The organism is Paracoccus sp. M683 (assembly GCF_007096355.1).
GTDB lineage: Bacteria > Pseudomonadota > Alphaproteobacteria > Rhodobacterales > Rhodobacteraceae > Paracoccus.
The window spans coordinates 189,084-204,494 of the sequence record NZ_VKDF01000008.1; the positions used below are offsets into that span (position 1 = coordinate 189,084).

Consider the following 15,411-nt stretch of genomic DNA (forward strand, 5'->3'; position numbering starts at 1 on the left):
ATAGTTTTAGTGGAATATTCAGGAGCACGCCGCATTTGAGAGCTCAGCCCAGTGATGATCTGCGCGAAGGTGGACTGCCCGCCTTTGCGGCGCGGCTGCGCGATGTGTTTGGCTGGCCAACGCGGCGTCAGTCAATGGATGTGGCCAGCCGGTTTTCGGTGCTGCGGACCAGGCTGATGCAGGAAATGGGGCGGCAGGGCTGGAAACGGCTTGGCGTCTGTCCGATGACAGATGGCGCGGGCGCGACCTATGTGGCCGCCAATCTGGCGCTGGCCACCGCGCGCATGCCGCATCACGAGGTGTTGCTGGTCGATCTGGCACTTGGAAATCCTGCGCTGGCGGTGCAGCTGGGGTTGCAGGGCGATCCGCGCTTTGTCCCTTACCTCATGGCGCAGGATATCAAGCCCGCCGATTTCATGATTCGGATCGAAAGCCAGGGCCGGCTCAGCTGCTGCCTGCCCGATGGGCCGGTCGATGGCGGGGCCGAGCTGTTGCAGGACGAACTGGCGCGCGAGCGGATTGGCCAGCTGGTCACCGAATCGCAATGTGACCTGGCGATTTTCGATCTGGGCCCGGTTCTGGGCACGGATGAGGGGCTGGCCGCCCTGCCGGCGATGGATGCGGTGCTTCTGGTGGCTGACGGGATGTCGGGCACGGGCCGCAACGTGGCCGATTGCCAGCGTTTGCTGGCCGACATGCCGCCATTGCTGGGCGTCGTGCTGAACAAGGCAGAGATCGTGGAGTAGCGCCTTGGGCCCCATTCAATCCATAGGTGACTTCATCTCGCTGATCTGGCGGCGCTTGCCGCTGGTGATGACGGTCCTGGTCGTTGGCCTGCTGTGGGCGCTGTATCTGGCCGTCACCTCGCCCGCCGTCTACGAGGCGCGGGCGGTCATCCAGGTGAATGCGCCGGTGATTTCCGATACGGTGACCCGTTCCGCCCCGCCCGCAGCGTTGCGGGTGCAGCAGATCGAGCAGCGGCTGATGTCGCGCGAAAACATGCTGCGACTGATCGACCGTTATGATCTGTTCGGCGGTGTGCAGGACATGCCCGACAGCTTCAAGATCGAGGTCTTGCGATCGAATACCCGGATTGAAAGCATCGCGGCCTCGGCCACCGGGATCGACAGCCCGGCCAGCCTGGCCTCGATCGTCATTTCGACACGTGCCGGGCAGTCGCAGACGGCGGCCAATGTTGCCAATGACCTTGCCAATGATGTTGTGACCAGCGACCGCCGCAACCGCGAAAACAGGATCGCGGACGCCACCGATTTCCTGAATGCGGAATTGCTGCGTGTCGAAGGCGAGCTGGACAAGCAAGATCGCGAGATCGCCACCTATACTGCCGCGAACGAGGATTCGCTGCCGGAATCGCGGGCCTTTCTGCAAGCCGAGCTGGTCAGCCTGGCCGAGCGCGAGACCATCACCCGGCAGAACCTGATGACAACGCAGCGCGAACGTTTGGCGCTTGAACAGACCCCGGTTTCCGATGACAGCGCCTCGATCGTCCAGCAGCTGAGGTCGGCCGAGGTTGCGCTGGCACAGGCGCGACGGACCCTGCCCGCCGGCCATCCCGAAATCCAGCGCCTTGAGCGGGTGATCACTGCGATCAACGAAGGCAGCAGCGACGAGGGGGGATCGGGGCTGGGGCGCCAGCTTAGCCTGATCGACTCGCAGATTGTGTCGATGGAAACCAGCATGGAGGAAATCGAGCAGCGTCAGGCCGAGATCCGGCAGTCCCAAAGCCGCACCTCGGAGGTGTTGCAGGTCTATGAACAATTGCAGCGCAGCCGCCAGCATATCGCGGATCAATATACCGAACTGTCCCGCCGCCTGGCCGAGATCGACGCCCTGCGGCTGCTCAGCGAGAACAACCAGACCGAAAACATGGTCATTCTGGAACCGGCCGTGCCGCCGGAATTTCCGGTTGCCTCGAACCGCAAGCGCAGCGCCATTCTGGGGGCGTTTCTCAGCATCGCGGTTGCGGGCGGGTTGGCGTTGTTTCTGGATCTGCTGAACCCGGTCCTGCGCAATTCGCGCCAGTTCGAGGCCGTGACAGGCCTGCGGCCCGTCATTTCGCTGCCCTTCCGCCCCTCGGACGAGGAAGAGTTTCGGCAGCTGGTCCGCAATACCTATGTGGTCTCGGTCGCCGTCTTGGGGCTGTTGCTGGCCTTGTGGATGATGAACCTGATGCCAGGCTGGCTGGCCGACATGCTGCCGCCGTCGGTTCGCCAGGGCGGCGGGGGCTGATCCGGCTTCAGCCGATCAGCGCAAGCTGGCGAATTGCATCCAGTCGGGGCAGGGCGATCATGATCAGCCCGATCAACCCGATCAGGGCATAGGTCGCATCATGCAAGGGATCCCAAGCATGATGCTTGCGCGCCAGCCACACCACGGTTGGATAGTTCAGGACGGTGCCGATGAACTGCCCCAGCAAGGCACCGTAAAGTCCCGCCATGTGTGATCCCACCCAGAAACAGCCCAGAAACAGCACGGCACGGACGGCGATCAGGATGAAGAAGCCGCGGGAATCGCCAGCGGCCAGCGCGACAGCGTCATAACCCAGAACCACGATCTGCGGCACAGCGACACAGGCGATCAGGGTCAGCATGGTGGCGGATTGCTGATATCGCTCGTCATAGAGAAAGCCGACGATGGCCGGGCTTAACAATGCCACCAGCAAGGTCGCCACCATGATCGAGCCGGTCAGCACAAAGCGAATCCGCCGCAACCGGATGAATGCCTCGCGGCCCGAGCTTGGCGGGGATTCGCGGCAAAGCGGCATCATGATCCGCCCCATGACCGAGCCGCCCAGCATCAGGGGAAAACTGGCGAGGAAATAGCCGATATTATACAGGCCCAGCTGCGCAAGTGTCAGGTAACGCCCCAGAATCGCCTTGTCGCCCTGACTGATCAGAAAGCCCATGATCGTGCTGGGAAAAATCCATTTGCCAAAGCTGGTCAGCTCTCTCACGGCGGCACGGTCCCAGAACAGCCGGTCGCGATCGCCGGGGATCAGCCACAGGATGATGGCGATGCGGATGATGCCGCCAAAGCCCAATGTGATGACCATGGCCCAGACCGAACCTGTCATCCAGGCCAGCAGGATCAGAACGGAACTGGTCACCAGCTGGGTCAGCAGATCGGCCTTGGTGAGGCTGCGCAGCGACAGGTGCCGCTCGGCCGTCAGCACGCGCATCGGCGTGAACCCGGCGATCACGGCGCTGAAACCCGCCACCATCAGATAGGTCGCCAGTTCCGGGGTGTCGTAGAACCGCGCAAAGGGGACTGCCAGTGCGCAGCAGGTCAGCCACAAGACGACGCCGCGAATGATCTCGATCGTCCAGGCGGTGTTCAGAAATTCGGGCTCGTCGCCTCTTGGACTGCGGATGACGCCGGGGCGGGTGCCGACATCGGAAAAATTGTTCAACCCCTGGATCACCACCATCAACAGGGCCATGGTGCCGAAGGCACTGGGAAACAGCAGCCGGGCAAGGATAAGATTGACCACCAGCCGGATCGCCTGGTTCCCGCCAAAACCCAGCAGGGTCCAGATGGCCCCCCTGAGTGCGCGCCAGGACATGCCCTGCTCCTGCGACAGTCTGTTAGCAAATCGGCGGATCATTGGTAAATTCTGCCCCGTTCTGGCGATTGTATTGCCTTGTCAGCTGCTATGCCGGTTTGATCGACGGCGGGTCAATCGACAATCCGCATATGGCCCCTGGGCAAGCGCGGGAATGAGGATTGAACGCGCATTCCAAACTGGTATACCGAAAGCAGGAGACGACGCCGATGACCAACGCCCCTGCGCATTCACGACCTGGCGAGACAGGTGAACGGCCCGATGTGCTGTCACGGATGCGTTTCGACATCCTGTCACTGGAACTTGCACCTGGGCAGCCGCTGTCCGAACGGGCATTGGAAAGCGACTACGGCGTCTCGCGCACGCCAATCCGCGAGGCGCTGCTCTGCCTGGCGGGCGACGGACTGGTGCTGCGTTCGGGGCGCAGCTATATCGTGGCGCCTTTCGATATGGACGAGATTGCCGAGATCTTCGCCTTTCGGGATATCGTCGAGCCCGCTGCAATCCGCCTGGCCACCCGCAATGCGACTGCCGAGGCGCTTGATGCGATCCGTCGCGACGCGACAGAAAGCCACGATATCTTCACGCCGGAACGCTGGCTGGCAATGGCGATGGATTTTCATGTGCGGCTGGCCAACCTGTCAGGCAATCGCTGCCTGACGGCCGCGCTGCGCGATATTACGATCCGCACCATCCGCGCCCGTTGGCTTGTCGTCGCCTCGGACGAGGGGCGGGCGGTCACGCATCGCGAACATCACGAGATCCTCGATCTGGTTGGCGCGGGCGATGCCGAGGCCGCGGTCCAGGCCGCACGCCGCCATGCGGCGGCCGTGCATCGCGAGGTGGTCGAGGCGATCCGGGCCTCGCGCGGGATCCTGGGCCGCCGCAGCGTTGTCGGGCTATAGCGCCGGCCGACAGGGTTAATTGGCAAAGGTCACGCGGCGCCAAGCGCGGCGATGATACCGCCGAAATCTGCGGCTTTCAGGCTTGCGCCGCCGACCAGCGCGCCATTCACATGGTCAATGGCGAAGATCTCGGCCGCATTGCCGGGCTTGACGCTGCCGCCATAAAGCAGCGTCATGTCGGGGCCTTCTGCGAAACGCTCGGTCATCTGGTTGCGGATCAGCCCATGCACCTCGGCGATCTGTGCGTTGGTCGGGGTGCGGCCAGTGCCGATGGCCCAGATCGGTTCATAGGCGATGACGGTATTGGCCGCCGTGGCCCCGTCAGGCACCGAACCGGCCAGTTGGGCGGCGATGACCGCCAGCGTTTCGCCGGCATCGCGCTGTGCCTCGGATTCACCGACGCAGATCACTGCGACCAGCCCGGCCTGCCAGGCGGCGGCGGCCTTGGCCGCAATATGGGTATCGGTTTCGCCATGATCGGTCCGCCGTTCCGAATGACCAAGGATCACATGCGTGGCGCCGGCGTCGCGCAACTGCCCCGCCGAAATGTCACCGGTATGCGCCCCCGAGGCGGCGCTGTGACAATCCTGCCCGCCGACCGCAATGCCGCCATCGCCGATCCGGGCCTTCATTGGATGGATCAGCACCGCAGGCGGGCAGATGAGCACATCGCATCCCGGCGCAGGGTGATCATGCAACAGAATATCAACCTCGGCCAATTGGGCCAGGTCGCCGTTCATCTTCCAGTTCCCGGCGGCAAGTCTGCGCGGTGCCATGATCATTCTCTCCCATGTCTTGTCCGGGACAGGGATTAGGCCGGGTGGCTGACAGGATCAAGCCTGTGCTCAGCCCTCGGCCGCACGAGATCCTTCCAGGGGCTCGAAACGGATGGACTCGCCGCAGCCGCAGGTATCGGTGACATTGGGGTTGCGGAACCTGAAACCTGATTCCAGCAGGCCGGATTCATAGTCGATCTCGGTTCCGAACAGGAACATCTGGGCCATGGGCGCGATCAGAACCCGTGCCTCGCCTTGTTCGACGACCTCATCGGCCTTGTCGGCGGCTTCGGCCAGTTCCATCGTGTATTCCATTCCCGCGCAGCCACCCTTCTTCAGCCCGATGCGCAGACCGGCGGATTGTTTGCCCGACATGAGGCGGGCAATCTGCCGCTCGGCGGCGGGGGTGATGGTGACGGGGCTTTTGCCCGGAATGCCGAACATGAGATGGCCTTTCGATCCTGCTGCCTAAAGATAGTGCCGGCTTCGTCCCGGCTCAAGTGCTGCGGCTGCGCGGACGGCCGAACATTGCGTGAATGGCGCGGACAGATGCCTCCGGCGGGGATATTGGGACACGGCTGATGGGCAGGCGCACACATTCCGGCGGAACGCATCACCGGCCCGGAATGTGGCATCACCCGTGGCGGTCATCGGCGTCCCCGCCTGTACCGCCTGCACAATCTGACAGCTGGGTCTTAAGAAAAGGCTAAGCTGCCATCATCCATGTGAAAATATCCACGGGGGGGCGTCCGACCGCAGGTCGGGCGAGGGGGGCAGTCAGCCCCCCTGCGACGCCAAAGATTACATGAAGCCCAGTTCCAGCCGTGCTTCGTCAGACATCATGTCCATGCCCCATTGCGGCTCAAATGTCATCGCGACATCGACCTGCTTGACGCCCGGCAACGGTTCGATCGCGTCAGCGACCCATCCCGGCATTTCACCTGCGACCGGGCAGCCCGGCGCGGTCAGGGTCATCAGCACATTGACCGCGTTCTGATCGTCGATCTCGATCGTGTAGATCAGCCCCAGATCATAGATATTGACCGGGATTTCCGGGTCATAAACCGTCTTGCAGGCCTCGACCACCTGTTCATACAGGGGGTGTTCGGTCGTGGACGGCCGGATCAGCGGCGTGCCTTCCATCATCGGGTCAGAGCTCATGGCGGGTCCTCGGCAATTCCGAGGATTTATATAAGTGTTGCATTGTCCGGGGTCCAGAGGCTGCGGGGCCGCGTTGCACGGTCAATGCAAAGGCTATAAGGACGCCCGGTCACAGCAGGCGGATGATCATGAGCTTTGCCTTTTCCTTTAACGCCACCGATGGCCTTGCCCGCAGCGGCGTGATCCAGACCCCGCGGGGGCAGATCCGCACCCCGGCCTTCATGCCCGTGGGCACCGCTGCCACGGTCAAGGCGATGTTGCCGGAATCGGTGCGCCAGACCGGGGCCGATATCCTGTTGGGCAATACTTATCATCTGATGCTGCGGCCCGGCGCGGAACGCATCGACCGGCTTGGCGGGTTGCATCGGTTCATGAACTGGGACCGGCCGATCCTGACCGATAGTGGCGGCTTTCAGGTCATGAGCCTGGCCGGGCTGCGCAAGCTGACCGAGGAGGGCGTGACCTTCGCCAGCCATATCGACGGCAGTCGGCATGTGCTGACGCCCGAGCGCAGCATGGAAATTCAACGCCTGCTGGGCAGCGATATCGTGATGGCCTTTGACGAATGCCCGGCGCTGCCGGCCGGCGAGGCCGAGGTGGCGGCATCCATGCGCCTGTCTATGCGGTGGGCGCAGCGCTCGCGCGATGCCTTTGGCGACCGGCCCGGCCATGCCCTGTTCGGGATCATGCAGGGCGGCGTGACACCAGAGCTGCGCGAGGAAAGTGCCGAGGCGCTGAAGGCCATCGGCTTTGATGGGTATGCGGTCGGCGGGCTGGCCGTCGGCGAGGGGCAGGAGGCAATGTTCGGCGTGCTGGATTATGCGCCGGGTTTCCTGCCCAAGGACAAGCCGCGCTATCTGATGGGGGTGGGCAAACCCGATGACATTGTCGGCGCGGTGCAGCGAGGGATCGACATGATGGATTGCGTGCTGCCGTCGCGTTCGGGGCGAACCGGGCAGGCCTGGACCCGGCGCGGGCAGGTCAACATCAAGAATGCCCGCCATGCAGACGACCCTCGCCCTCTGGACGAATCCTGCGCCTGCCCGGCCTGCCGGGGCTATAGTCGCGCTTATCTGCATCATGTGTTCCGTGCGGGTGAAATGATCAGCGGCATGCTGCTGACCTGGCACAACCTGTATTATTACCAGGATCTGATGGCCGGTCTTCGCGACGCCATCGCCGCTGGTCGACTGGATGACTTCGTGGCGGATTTCCACGCAGAGCGCGCCGAGGGCGATCTGCCGCCCCTGTGATCGGTGATCACAGGTCGCGGATCCTTGCCTGCTGCCGCCGACGTGATCAGACATATCCCGCCATCGGCACAGGCGTGCCGGATCTGTGCCGATGGCGGGAATGCCGCGCGAGGATGATGATTGCAGAGCATGCTGCACAATCTGCAACACTGCCGGCGGTCATGCCACCAACCCTCTTTTTTTATGTAATTTTTAGGTCTATTCCTGCACGACTGGCGGACGAACCGCCGCGTGAAAGGCCTGCATGAGCGATAAAATCACCACCGTCACGACGACCGACCAGCTTGCCGCGTTCTGCGAGATCGCGAAATCGGCCCCCTATGTCACCGTCGATACCGAGTTCCTGCGCGAACGGACCTATTATTCCAAGCTTTGCCTGATCCAGTTGGCCGTGCCGCCCGCATCGGGCGCCAATGGCGAGGGTGGGGCGGCGGTGCTGGTCGATCCATTGGCAAAGGATCTGTCGTTGGAACCGCTCTACGACCTGTTCCGGCACAAGGCCACGGTCAAGGTGTTCCATGCCGCACGGCAGGATCTTGAGATATTCTTCCACGACGCGGGCATCTTCCCCGAGCCGCTGTTTGACACGCAGGTTGCAGCCATGGTCTGCGGCTTTGGCGAACAGGTCGGCTATGAGACGCTGGTGCGCAAGATCGTGCGGGCCAATCTGGACAAATCCTCGCGCTTCACCGACTGGTCGCGCCGGCCGCTGTCGGATGCGCAGAAATCCTATGCGCTGGCCGATGTCACCCATCTGCGGGCGATCTATGAATATCTCGCGGCCGAGTTGCGGAAATCGGGGCGCGACAGCTGGCTGGCCGAGGAAATGGCCGTGCTGGAAGATCCCGAAACCTATGTGACCCGCCCCGAAGAGGCGTGGCTGCGGGTGCGCACGCGGTCGAACTCGCCACGTTTTCTGGCCATTCTGCGCGAACTGGCGCGGTTTCGCGAAGCTTATGCGCAGGACCGCGATATTCCACGTTCGCGTGTCTACAAGGACGATGCCATGATCGAGCTGGCCTCGACCAAGCCCGCGGACGAGGCCGATCTGGGCAAGTCGCGGCTGCTGCTGCGCGAGGCGCGGCGTGGCGATATTGCCGCCGGTATTCTGGCCGCGGTCAAGGCCGGGCAGGAAACGCGCGATCTGCCGCAGCCTGACAGTGCCGAACCGGGCCGGCCGGGCAATCCGGCCCTGTCGGATCTGCTGCGGGTGCTGCTCAAGGCGAAATCCGATCAGGCGGGGGTGGCGTCCAAGCTGATCGCGTCTGCGGCCGATCTGGATGCAATCGCCAGCGGATTGCGCGACCTGCCGGCGCTGTCTGGCTGGCGGGCCGAGGTTTTCGGCAATGACGCGCTGCGGCTGGCGGATGGCCAGATCGCGCTGTCGGCAAAGGGTGGCGCTGTTCGCGTCGTTCCGGTCACGGGCTGATTGCCATGGCCGGGCACGTCACGCTGGATCGGTTCCGCCCTGATGATGCGCCGCCGATGGTCAAGGCGCTGACCGATCCCGCAATCGTGCGCTGGCTGCCGGAACTGCCCCAGCCCTATGGCCTGACAGAGGCGCGGCATTTCATGGCGAATGCGGGGGCCGACGAATATGCGATCCGGGTCGATGGCGTTTTTGCCGGGACGGTGCGCGGCGGCGATCATCTGGGCTATTGGGTGATGTCGGATTTTCGGCGGCAAGGCGTCGCGCGGCGGGCGGCAGTGCTGGCCTTGTCCCGTGCCTTTGCCGATGGTTGCCAACAGGTGCGGGCGCGGGTGCAGCCAACTAATGTCGCATCGTTTGCACTGCTGACGCAGCTTGGCTTTGGTGACGAGCAACCGACGCAGATCCCCACTCGCGCGGATGGGCGCAGCCTTCCCGGTATCGGATTGACCCTGACGCGCGAAGATTTCGCCTTGCACCACGGTATTTCAATCGACACCGGACGCCTGTTGATCGACCGGGTCCAACCCGCCGACCTGCCGGCCTTGCACGGGATCGCAACCCGGCCCGAGGTTGCGCGGATGCTGTTCATCTTCTCGCCCGGAATGCCGATGCGCGATTTCGCCCAGATCTTCCCTTCGGAATCGCTGGTGCCGCCGATGCGGCTGGCGATCCGGCATGAGGGGCGGATCATCGGCTCGATCGGGATCGGCAAGCTGGGGCAGCCGGACGGCGCGCCGATCTATTATTTCATGTCGCCCGACAGTTGGGGCCGGGGTCTTGGGCAAGAGGCCTTGGCTGCCTTTCTGGCCGAGGTGGATGCCCGCTTTGACCCGCCCTTGCTGCAAGCCGGGGTGTTCGACGACAACCCGGCCTCGGCCCGGATGTTGCAGCGCGCAGGCTTTGCGGTGACGCAGGACACCATGTTGCCATCGGCCGGCAGGGACGCTGCGGCCCCTGGAAAACTGCTGCATCGGCGCAAAGGCTGAGCGCGGGTTGCGGTCCGGGCGGGTCAGTCCGAACGGGCGATGATGCGGAATCGGGCGCGGCGTTCTTCCGGGGTTTCCGGGGGCAGCGGCGCGGCTGGCCGTCCTGCCGCGCCCGCCGCAGCCGCAGCGGGATCCTTGCGCGGCGGCTTTGCCTGCCATTCCGCGGCGCTTTCGGCAAAATTGCGGGCAGAGGGCGACGGCGCGATGACCTCGGCGCCCTCGAAGATCGGGATCACCTGATCCTCGGCCAGATCGAACCGGCGGGGCGCGGTGCCCAGCTCTCCCTCGGCGATCAGGCAGCCGAGGGCACGGGTCACGTCCCCCAGATCCGACCGCAGCGGCATCAGCAGCATCCGGCCGCGCATCGCCGGCCTGCCATATTCGGCCTTTGCCTCCAGCATCAGCAGGGCCAGTTGCGGGCCACGAAACACGGTTTCCAGCACGTCAGACAGCCGCCCGCGCGACGGTGGGTTCAGAAAGGAACACAGTGGCATGCCGCGCACCTCCATCCCCATCAGGTCGATCAGATGGCGCCCCGCAAGGCGGAAGCGCGCCGCACCCGGCGCCACCCGTTCCAGAATAAAGGCATAGTCCAGCGCCCGGCGGATGCCTTGCGGTTCCACATCGGCGCGCAACGGGATGGCGCGTCCCTGCCGCAAGCCCTGCCAATATTGGCGCAGCTCGGCCAGGATCCGCGCCGGATTGCCGTGATCGAAATCGACCATGTGCAGCAGCCGGCCCGAGGCGCCGTCTGGCGGGTGATCGCCGGAATTGTGGTTGTCATTGGACACAGGCTGCTTTCCTGGAAACCGGGTCGAACTCAAATCATGAACATGGTCAGGATAACCGCAAGTTTCCGCCGTTCCGAGTCCATTGTTAACAGATGGTTAAACCCGACCCCGGTATCTGGCAGGCGCGCGGGCGGGCTTGACCATGGCCATGGCCTGCGCCATGTCAGGGCAGCGCGCCATATCGGGGGCCATATCAGGGGAATGCATGGAACGCACAGGTCTGCTGGTCATCCTGTCATCGCCTTCGGGGGCCGGCAAGTCGACATTGGCGCGCCGGCTGATGGACTGGGATAACAGTCTCAGCTTTTCGGTTTCCGCGACCACACGCCCGCCGCGTCCGGGCGAGGTGGACGGCCAGCATTATCACTTTACCACCCCGGTCGAGTTTCGCCGCCTGGTGGCCGAGGATCAGATGCTGGAACATGCCGAGGTGTTCGGCAATCTTTACGGCAGCCCGCGTGGCCCGGTCGAGGCGGCAATGCGCGCCGGCCGCGACACGCTGTTCGATGTCGACTGGCAAGGTGGCCAACAGATCCGCGCCTCGGCGCTTGGCAAGCATGTGGTCTCGATCTTCGTGCTGCCGCCCTCGCTGCCGGAACTGGAACGCCGGCTGCGGGCGCGTGGTCAGGACAGCGATCAGGTGATCGCCGGGCGCATGGCCAAAAGCCGGGCCGAGATCAGCCATTGGGCCGAATATGATTATGTCCTGGTCAATGACGATCTGGACCGGGCCGAAGCCGATCTGCGCACGATCCTGGCCGCCGAACGGTTGCGGCGCGACCATCAGGCCGGATTGGGCGCATTCGTGAAACAGCTTATGGAGGGGGGCGAATGATCTGGGAACTGGACGGGATCGCACCGCAGATTGCGGGTGATGCATGGGTGGCGCAGGATGCGCAGCTGATGGGCCGCGTGGTGCTGGAAGAGGGCGCAAGCGTCTGGTGGGGCGCGGTGCTGCGCGGCGACAACGAGGAAATCCGCGTCGGCCGGGGCAGCAATGTGCAGGATCTGACGGTCTGCCATACCGATCCCGATTATCCGCTGACGATTGGCGCCGATTGCACCATCGGCCACCGCGCGATCCTGCATGGATGCACCATCGGCAACGGGGTGCTGGTCGGCATGGGCGCGACCATCCTGAACGGCGCAACCATCGGCGACGGGGCATTGATCGGGGCCGGGGCGCTGATCGGCGAGGGCAAGGTGATCCCGCCCGGCGCGCTGGTGATGGGGGTGCCCGGCAAGATCGTGCGCGAGCTGGATCAGGCCGCGCGTGCCGGGCTGCTGGAATCGGCGGCCCGCTATCGCCGCAATGCCGCGCGCTATCGGAACGGCCTGAAGCCCGTCGCCTGATGCGCCCCGATCCGCGCCAGATTGCGGCCCTTCTGGGTGCGGTACCCATGGCAATGCTGGCGGTGGACGGGCGGATGCGCATCATTGCCGCCAATCCGACGGCCGAGCGCCTGTTCGGTCCCGATCTGGTCGAGCGACCTTTCGTCACGGTGTTGCGTCACCCGGCGGTCATCCGGTCGCTGGAATGGGTGCTTGATCCTGATCACCACCCCGCGCCTCTGCCCGATCCGCAGGCGCCAGCCGCGCCGGCGCAGGGGCATGCGCTGCATGTGACGATCACGGTCGAGGGGCGAGAACTGCCCGTCGACATCACCACGACGCCGCTGCCGGTGTCGATGGGGGGCGGCGCGCTGATCGCGCTGACGGATAATTCCGGCATCGAACAGGCCGGCCAGATGCGGCGCGATTTCGTCGCCAATGTCAGCCACGAGTTGCGCACCCCGCTGACCGCGCTGATCGGTTTCATCGAGACGCTGCGTGGCCCGGCGCGCGACGATGCCGCAGCCCGCGCGCGCTTTCTGACCATCATGGAATCCGAGGCCGGGCGCATGAACCGTCTGGTTGGTGATCTGCTGTCGCTAAGCCGGGTCGAGGCCGAAGAACGCCGCCGCCCGACCGGGCAGATCGAATTGACGGGCCTTTTGCGCGGTGTCGTCCAGACGCTTGGGCCGGCCGCGCAAAGCGCCGGTATTCAGCTGGAGACGGCCTTGCCCACATCCGAGGTTCGGGTATCGGGCGATGCCGACCAATTGGTGCAGGTATTCCAGAATCTTGTTGAAAACGCGATGAAATATGGTGGGTCCGGCGGTTGGATCGGGGTCACGCTGGATCATGTCGCGCATGAACCGCGGCTGCGGGGTCCGGGCTGGGCGGTAACGGTCGAAGATCGCGGAGAGGGCATCGAAGCCTTGCATCTGCCACGCCTGACGGAACGTTTCTATCGCGTCGATGCCCATCGCTCGCGCAGTCAGGGCGGCACCGGGCTGGGGCTGGCGATTGTCAAGCATATCGTGAACCGCCACCGCGGGCAGATGCGCATCGACAGCGAAAAGGGCAGGGGCAGCCGGTTCACGGTGATTCTGCCGGAACGTCAGCAGGGCGGCTAGCCGATAGGCCAGAATTGGGCGACCTGACCGAATATCCTGACTGATCGGGCAGGTTTTCGTTGGGTTATGCGCAATAGTCTCGTCCCTGTCTTGACATCACTGCCGGGCCGGCTTGTCTGCGGCGCAGCAAGTGGTTGCCGATGACGTTGTTTGACGAGGATTTGGTCGTGACGAATGTGACCGGGATAGCGGGCCTGACGGGCCGCCTTTCCACACTCGGCGACCGCGGCAACCGGATGGCGGAGTGCGTGCGCATCGGATGCGCTGACATCGCTGCGCTTGTTACCTTTGACAGTTTTGACATGCCCACCGCGCCGACTGGCGCGCGTGGCTGATATTGGAAGGACCTGACCATGCCCACATTCAACGGAACCGCCGGAAATGACACGCTGCTGGGCAGTGAAGGAGATGACCTGATCAACGGGCTGGACGGCGATGATCGGCTGTCGGGCATCTTTGGCGTCGACAGGCTGCTGGGCGGCGCGGGTGCCGATAGGCTGACCGATTCAACCTTTGGCCTTCTGGATCCGGGCACCGATACCCTGGATGGCGGCGCAGGGAACGACACCATCAGCAGCTATTCCGGCAGCGATATCGTATTCGGTGGCGAGGGCAATGACATCATCAACATGCTTAATCCGGGCCAGATTTTCGCGGGCATCGGCAATGACCGGATCAGTTTCATGGGCGGCCATGTCGTTGCTGGCGCAGGAAACGACACGATCGGGCTGGACATTGCCCCGTCCGGCCCTGTTGATACCACGATCAATGCCGGCGGCGAGTTTGACAGAGTTGATGTCAAACATCTGCTGACCGACCCGCTTACCCTTGATCTGCGGGGCGGTCGGGAAGGCACTGGCAGCACGATCGCGATCTGGTCGGCCGAATCCGTCGGATACGAAGGCGAAAGCCAGGATCTGACGATTCTGGACGGCAGCCGCAGCACCCGCCTGGCTGTCGAATATGACGTCTGGGGCGGTTCGCAGGTTACGGGTGACAGGATGGCCACGTTGCGGATGGGCGGCGGGAATGACGTTGTCAATGTCAGCTACTACGCCTTCGATGTCAGGATGGGCCGTGGCGATGACCGTTTCTCTGCTGACTTGTCCTCTGGGGGACGGGTGGATGGCGGCGCAGGTACCGATCTCCTGACCATCTACACCCTGGCCAAGCCGGGTGAGACTGTCGTCATTGATGCACGTCCCGGTGCGACCGCGAATGATTCCGCTTTTATGGTCGTCAGCGGTTTCGAAGAGGTAATGCTTTCCGGTGATGACTATGTGCCGGGTCTGCCCTCAGGCTGGTTGCACTATTTCGGCGGCGACGAGGCCGTCTTGCTTGAGATATACGGCGGCAGCACCAAGGCTGTTCTTGGCAATGGTGCGGATGTGGTCGGGTTCGGCCGTTCCGGGGCCGTCATCGACCTGAACACTGGCGGCGGGCAGGACAGTATCTTTGCGGCAGAGCCGGACCCCGATATCGTCTCTGGTGTGATCAGGGCAGGTGCCGGCGATGACCACATCGCGATTAAGCAGTTCTTCGGCACCATCATGGGTGGGACGGGTAATGACCTGATCGAGCTGTCATCCGACCTGCCTGGTGCATTCAGAACAACCATCTACGGCGGCCAGGGCAATGACACGATCAAGGGCAATGATACCTTCGGCGGCGATAGCACCGGCCGGCTGCTGATCGACGGCGGCGCCGGGCGCGACAGCCTGAGCGGCGGTGACGGCAATGACGCGCTGTTTGGCCGGCAGGGCGCGGATGTGCTGCTGGGCGGCGCCGGCAACGACACCTTGCAGGGCGGCGTCGGTGCGGATCAGCTGCTGGGCGGCACCGGGAAGGACCGGGCGCGTTACGCCGATGCGGCGGCGGCCGTGGTCGTCGATCTGGTCACGCCCGCGAACAACAGGGGCGATGCAGCAGGCGATGTGCTGACCTCGATCGAGAATATCTCGGGTTCGAACCACAATGACGGGCTGTTCGGCGATGCCGGCGACAACGTGCTGTGGGGCGAGAAGGGCAAAGACCGGCTGGACGGGCGCGGCGGCAGCGACACGCT

Annotated in this window: 16 protein-coding genes; 11 read left to right on the forward strand and 5 right to left on the reverse strand. The window is 64.0% G+C overall.

Features of this window, described 5'->3' with window-relative positions; all coding sequences use genetic code 11:
* Window positions 1-35 precede the first annotated feature (35 nt).
* Window positions 36-746 (forward strand): CpsD/CapB family tyrosine-protein kinase, encoded by a 711-nt coding sequence (locus tag FNJ84_RS15515; RefSeq protein WP_143794177.1) that lies wholly within the window; start codon window positions 36-38, stop codon window positions 744-746.
* 4 nt (window positions 747-750) lie between these two features.
* Complete coding sequence (locus FNJ84_RS15520) at window positions 751-2,250, forward strand: Wzz/FepE/Etk N-terminal domain-containing protein (RefSeq protein WP_221931994.1); 1,500 nt, start codon at window positions 751-753, stop codon at window positions 2,248-2,250.
* A gap of 7 nt (window positions 2,251-2,257) precedes the next feature.
* Here the strand turns inward: FNJ84_RS15520 and FNJ84_RS15525 are convergent, their stop codons facing one another.
* On the reverse strand, window positions 2,258-3,583 hold the full coding sequence (locus FNJ84_RS15525; protein ID WP_255471235.1) for an oligosaccharide flippase family protein: 1,326 nt from the start codon (window positions 3,581-3,583) through the stop codon (window positions 2,258-2,260).
* A 209-nt stretch (window positions 3,584-3,792) separates the two neighbouring features.
* On the opposite strand from FNJ84_RS15525, the gene FNJ84_RS15530 reads away from it, so the two are divergent.
* A complete protein-coding gene (locus tag FNJ84_RS15530) occupies window positions 3,793-4,488 on the forward strand; it encodes a GntR family transcriptional regulator (RefSeq protein ID WP_143794182.1) in 696 nt (231 codons plus the stop codon).
* 29 nt (window positions 4,489-4,517) lie between these two features.
* On the opposite strand, the gene tpiA is transcribed toward FNJ84_RS15530, so the two are convergent.
* The 3 genes from tpiA to FNJ84_RS15545 form a co-directional block, all read right to left on the reverse strand.
* Window positions 4,518-5,264 carry a triose-phosphate isomerase gene (gene tpiA / locus FNJ84_RS15535; RefSeq protein ID WP_143794184.1) on the reverse strand — a complete coding sequence of 249 codons (747 nt, stop codon included), beginning with the start codon at window positions 5,262-5,264 and terminating at the stop codon, window positions 4,518-4,520.
* A gap of 69 nt (window positions 5,265-5,333) precedes the next feature.
* Window positions 5,334-5,708, reverse strand: coding sequence for an iron-sulfur cluster assembly accessory protein (locus tag FNJ84_RS15540; protein ID WP_143794186.1), 375 nt, complete (start codon window positions 5,706-5,708; stop codon window positions 5,334-5,336).
* A 357-nt stretch (window positions 5,709-6,065) separates the two neighbouring features.
* Window positions 6,066-6,425, reverse strand: coding sequence for an SUF system Fe-S cluster assembly protein (locus FNJ84_RS15545; protein ID WP_143794188.1), 360 nt, complete (start codon window positions 6,423-6,425; stop codon window positions 6,066-6,068).
* Window positions 6,426-6,547: 122 nt separating this feature from the next.
* Between FNJ84_RS15545 and tgt the strand changes: the two genes are divergently transcribed.
* The 3 genes from tgt (at window position 6,548) to FNJ84_RS15560 (ending at window position 10,096) form a co-directional block, all read left to right on the forward strand.
* Window positions 6,548-7,678, forward strand: a complete 1,131-nt coding sequence (gene tgt, locus FNJ84_RS15550; protein WP_143794190.1) for a tRNA guanosine(34) transglycosylase Tgt — start codon at window positions 6,548-6,550, stop codon at window positions 7,676-7,678.
* Between the two features lie 256 nt (window positions 7,679-7,934).
* Complete coding sequence (gene rnd / locus FNJ84_RS15555) at window positions 7,935-9,107, forward strand: ribonuclease D (protein ID WP_143794226.1); 1,173 nt, start codon at window positions 7,935-7,937, stop codon at window positions 9,105-9,107.
* A gap of 5 nt (window positions 9,108-9,112) precedes the next feature.
* Window positions 9,113-10,096: a GNAT family N-acetyltransferase gene (locus tag FNJ84_RS15560; RefSeq protein ID WP_143794193.1), complete on the forward strand. Its 984-nt coding sequence runs from the start codon at window positions 9,113-9,115 to the stop codon at window positions 10,094-10,096.
* 23 nt (window positions 10,097-10,119) lie between these two features.
* Here the strand turns inward: FNJ84_RS15560 and FNJ84_RS15565 are convergent, their stop codons facing one another.
* Entirely contained in the window at window positions 10,120-10,887 is a 768-nt protein-coding gene (locus tag FNJ84_RS15565) for a PAS domain-containing protein (protein ID WP_255471236.1), read from the reverse strand.
* Window positions 10,888-11,092: 205 nt separating this feature from the next.
* Here FNJ84_RS15565 and gmk point away from each other — a divergent pair, with 205 nt between their 5' ends.
* From gmk to FNJ84_RS15590, 5 genes are all read left to right on the forward strand, one after another.
* On the forward strand, window positions 11,093-11,722 hold the full coding sequence (gene gmk, locus FNJ84_RS15570; protein WP_143794195.1) for a guanylate kinase: 630 nt from the start codon (window positions 11,093-11,095) through the stop codon (window positions 11,720-11,722).
* On the forward strand, window positions 11,719-12,240 hold the full coding sequence (locus FNJ84_RS15575) for a gamma carbonic anhydrase family protein (protein WP_143794197.1): 522 nt from the start codon (window positions 11,719-11,721) through the stop codon (window positions 12,238-12,240). The genes gmk and FNJ84_RS15575 overlap by 4 nt, the downstream gene beginning before the upstream one ends.
* Complete coding sequence (locus FNJ84_RS15580) at window positions 12,240-13,346, forward strand: cell wall metabolism sensor histidine kinase WalK (RefSeq protein ID WP_143794199.1); 1,107 nt, start codon at window positions 12,240-12,242, stop codon at window positions 13,344-13,346. The genes FNJ84_RS15575 and FNJ84_RS15580 overlap by 1 nt, the downstream gene beginning before the upstream one ends.
* Window positions 13,347-13,486: 140 nt before the next feature.
* Window positions 13,487-13,681, forward strand: a complete 195-nt coding sequence (locus FNJ84_RS15585) for a hypothetical protein (RefSeq protein WP_143794201.1) — start codon at window positions 13,487-13,489, stop codon at window positions 13,679-13,681.
* 18 nt (window positions 13,682-13,699) lie between these two features.
* Window positions 13,700-15,411, forward strand: a 1,712-nt coding sequence (locus tag FNJ84_RS15590; protein WP_143794203.1) for a calcium-binding protein, incomplete at its 3' end; no start/stop codon positions are given.

Excerpts from the sequence above, each read along its gene's own strand:
- FNJ84_RS15525 (WP_255471235.1), bottom strand. The coding sequence starts at position 3,583 with ATGTCCTGGCGCGCACTCAGGGGGGCCATCTGGACCCTGCTGGGTTTT.
- FNJ84_RS15575 (WP_143794197.1), top strand. The coding sequence starts at position 11,719 with ATGATCTGGGAACTGGACGGGATCGCACCGCAGATTGCGGGTGATGCA.
- gmk (WP_143794195.1), top strand. The coding sequence starts at position 11,093 with ATGGAACGCACAGGTCTGCTGGTCATCCTGTCATCGCCTTCGGGGGCC.
- FNJ84_RS15585 (WP_143794201.1), top strand. The coding sequence starts at position 13,487 with ATGACGTTGTTTGACGAGGATTTGGTCGTGACGAATGTGACCGGGATA.
- tgt (WP_143794190.1), top strand. The coding sequence starts at position 6,548 with ATGATCATGAGCTTTGCCTTTTCCTTTAACGCCACCGATGGCCTTGCC.
- tpiA (WP_143794184.1), bottom strand. The coding sequence starts at position 5,264 with ATGGCACCGCGCAGACTTGCCGCCGGGAACTGGAAGATGAACGGCGAC.
- FNJ84_RS15560 (WP_143794193.1), top strand. The coding sequence starts at position 9,113 with ATGGCCGGGCACGTCACGCTGGATCGGTTCCGCCCTGATGATGCGCCG.
- FNJ84_RS15545 (WP_143794188.1), bottom strand. The coding sequence starts at position 6,425 with ATGAGCTCTGACCCGATGATGGAAGGCACGCCGCTGATCCGGCCGTCC.
- FNJ84_RS15540 (WP_143794186.1), bottom strand. The coding sequence starts at position 5,708 with ATGTTCGGCATTCCGGGCAAAAGCCCCGTCACCATCACCCCCGCCGCC.
- FNJ84_RS15580 (WP_143794199.1), top strand. The coding sequence starts at position 12,240 with ATGCGCCCCGATCCGCGCCAGATTGCGGCCCTTCTGGGTGCGGTACCC.
- FNJ84_RS15530 (WP_143794182.1), top strand. The coding sequence starts at position 3,793 with ATGACCAACGCCCCTGCGCATTCACGACCTGGCGAGACAGGTGAACGG.